The organism is Streptomyces europaeiscabiei (assembly GCF_001550375.1).
Lineage (GTDB): Bacteria > Actinomycetota > Actinomycetes > Streptomycetales > Streptomycetaceae > Streptomyces > Streptomyces europaeiscabiei.
In genome coordinates this window covers 1-2,932 of record NZ_LRTR01000469.1, presented here as the reverse complement: position 1 = coordinate 2,932, position 2,932 = coordinate 1, and the positions used below count along the sequence as shown (strand labels likewise).

Annotated in this window: 3 protein-coding genes and 1 pseudogene; 2 read left to right on the top strand and 2 right to left on the bottom strand. The window is 69.5% G+C overall.

All coding sequences use genetic code 11. From position 1 onward, the window contains the following. Window positions 1-177 (bottom strand): RskA family anti-sigma factor (locus AWZ10_RS53825; RefSeq protein ID WP_167365983.1); only part of this gene is annotated, 177 nt, incomplete at its 3' end. Between the two features lie 82 nt (window positions 178-259). Further along, the gene (locus AWZ10_RS22805; RefSeq protein WP_046705009.1) at window positions 260-802 is read right to left on the bottom strand and encodes a sigma-70 family RNA polymerase sigma factor; all 543 of its coding nucleotides are present in this window, start codon (window positions 800-802) and stop codon (window positions 260-262) included. Window positions 803-1,067: 265 nt separating this feature from the next. Here AWZ10_RS22805 and AWZ10_RS22800 point away from each other — a divergent pair, with 265 nt between their 5' ends. Further along, entirely contained in the window at window positions 1,068-2,588 is a 1,521-nt protein-coding gene (locus AWZ10_RS22800) for a DUF4331 domain-containing protein (protein WP_046705010.1), read from the top strand. A 135-nt stretch (window positions 2,589-2,723) separates the two neighbouring features. Further along, window positions 2,724-2,932, top strand: a pseudogene (locus AWZ10_RS51565) (tetratricopeptide repeat protein); the annotation flags it as partial.

Sequence of the window (2,932 nt, the reverse complement as noted above, 5' to 3'; positions counted from 1 at the left end):
GGCGGCCGTCGACCAGGCGAGGCGGACCGCGTCCTCGGACAGGGCGCGCACCTCGGCCGGACAGCGGTCGCAGCCCGCCAGGTGCTTCTCGTAGCGGCGCCGCTCGCCGGGCTCCAGGGCGTCCAGCGCGTAGGGAGCTGCGAGCGAGTGGAGGTCCTCGCGGCGGAACAGGCTCATGCCGCGCCTCCCCTCGACACGCACGCCCCACGGGCCGCGCGACCGGACGGGGCCCCGCGTTCCACGAGGCCGATCAGGGCGCTCATGCGACTCCTCCCAGGCATTCGCGCAGCCGTGTGAGTCCGTCGCGCATACGGGTCTTGACCGTGCCGAGCGGCAGCGAGAGCCGCTCGGCCACTTCACGGTAGGTGTAGCCGTCGTAGTAGGCGAGGGTGACGGACTCGCGCTGGAGGGTGGTGAGCTTCTCCAGGCAGTGGCGCACCCACTGGCGTTCGAGTCCGGCCTCGACCTCCTCGGCGACCTGGTCGAAGGCGGGGTGGTGGTTGCGCCGTCCCTCGCGCTGCTCGCGCTCGGTGGCGGCGCGGGCGCTGCGCACCCGGTCCACCGCACGCCGGTGCGCGAGGGTGAGTATCCAGGACAGGGCGCTGCCGCGGACGGGGTCGAACCGGCCCGCGGAGCGCCAGAGTTCGAGCAGCACTTCCTGAGCCACCTCCTCCGACTGCGCGGGATCGCGCACGACCCGGCGGACCAGCCCGAACACCGGGCCGGACACCAGTGCGTACAGCTCCTCGAACGCCCGTTGATCGCCTCCGGCCACCTGGACCAGAAGCCTGTCCGCCTCCACACGCTCCCCCTCGCCTCCGGCCGAGCACGGCCATCCCCGCGCGTAGGGCATTCGCAACGAACCCACCTCCGGATGGGGTTACGGATCAGGCTGCCCAAAACGCGGGTCACCGGCCGACCGATCCGAACATCGGATCAACGAATCGTGCTCTCCGCTGAAACAACCTTTCAAACGCTCCGTAAGAACGTTTGGGATTCGACCAATCCACCCTGCCGATCGCTCCGAATGGCGTTCGTCAGGCAAGTTGGCACAGAGGACGGACGTCATGACACCTACTTCCAGGAGCGGCTCGGGACGCAGGAGCGTCGCGTCCCTCATCTGCGCATCGCTGGCCGCCGGCGGGCTCGCAGCCGCCGGCGTGACCGTGCTGGAGCCGGGGGCGGCCTCCGCCTCCAGCCACCGGGAGGCCCCGCTCATCTCGGGTGAGCCCCAGTTCGACAACACCGATGTGTACGCGTTCGTCAGCCCGGACCACCCGGACACGACGACGGTCATCGCGAACTGGATCCCCTTCGAGGAGCCCGCGGGCGGACCGAACTTCTTCACCTTCTCCGAGGACGCGCAGTACGACATCCGCGTCGACCAGGACGGGGACGCGCAGGAAGACCTGATCTTCCGGTACACGTTCAAGACCAAGACGAAGAACGACAAGACCTTCCTGTACAACACGGGCGTCGTGGAGAGCCTCGACGACCCGGACCTGAACATCACGCAGACGTACGACATCGAGCTCATCAAGCTGAAGAACCGCCGCGCGGTCTCCAAGACGCGGCTCGCGGACGACGTGCGGGTGGCGCCGTCGAACGTCGGCAAGGCGTCGATGCCGAACTTCAAGAAGCTGCGCGACGAGGCGGTCTACAAGACGGCGAGCGGGGTGACGACGTACGCCGGCCAGGCCGACGACCCGTTCTTCCTGGACCTGCGCGTCTTCGACCTGCTGTACGGCGGTGACCTCTCCGAGGTCGGGCGGGACACGCTCAAGGGCTACAACGTCAACTCGATCGCCCTGCAGGTGCCGAGCGAGGCGCTCGTCCAGTCCAAGGACCAGCCGATCGTCGGCATCTGGTCGACGACCCAACGCGCGGGCGCCGACGGCCAGTACCGCCAGGTCTCGCGTCTCGGCATGCCGCTGGTGAACGAGGTCGTCAACCCCATCGGGGACAAGGACAAGTTCAACGCGTCCTCGCCGGCGGACGACGCCCAGTTCCTGAAGAACGTCACCGAGCCGGAGCTGCCCAAGCTCATCGAGGCGATCTACAAGATCCCGGCGCCCAAGGAGCCGCGCAACGACCTCGTCGACGTCTTCCTCAAGGGCGTCGAGGGCCTCAACCAGCCGCCGCACGTGACCCCGTCGGAGCAGCTGCGCCTCAACACCTCCATCGAGCCCACCAAGAAGCCGAAGCGGCTCGGTGTGCTGGACGGTGACAACCAGGGCTTCCCGAACGGACGCCGGCTCACCGACGACGTGATCGACATCGCGCTGCAGGTCGTCGAGGGCGAACTCGTCGACGCGCCCAACGACCTGGGTGACGCGGTCAACAAGAACGACAAGAAGTTCGGCAAGTCCTTCCCGTACGTCGGTCTGCCGACGGCCGGTTCGCGTGGCAAGACCGTCCAGGGCAACACCACGAACAGCGTCCGCAGCTCGATCGGCACCGGCGTCGAGAGCGGCACCGACGACACCACGCTGATCGCCGCCTCGGCCGGCGCCGGCGCTGCCGGTGTCCTGCTCATCGGCTCGGGCCTGCTGTGGTGGCGCCGTCGGAACGACCGCGCCTACAACTAGGCCGCCCCGACCGGGCCCTCCCCCATAGGGCCCGGTCAGCGAGACCGGCGCGGCCCGCTCGTTTCCATCCCCCACGGCGCGGGCCGCGCCCCACCGTCACGACACCGCACTCGGCAAGGATGTTGAGGAGAGGGCATGTCCCCGCGTACGAACGACAGCGCGTCGCAGGACGGGCGTCCGCGCCCCGGCGAGGGGACTCCCGAGGACGGCCGGCGCGACGTCGCCGAGTCCGGCCCCGCGTCCGACACCGAACCCGGCCCCGCGTCCGACACCGAGCCCGGACACGACATCGCCGAGTCCCGCCCCGCGTCCAAGCCCGAGCCGGGCCAGGAGCCCGCTTCCGG

Bases quoted from the DNA above. Each gene is read 5' to 3' on its own strand.
- AWZ10_RS22800 (WP_046705010.1), top strand. From the start codon at position 1,068: ATGACACCTACTTCCAGGAGCGGCTCGGGACGCAGGAGCGTCGCGTCC.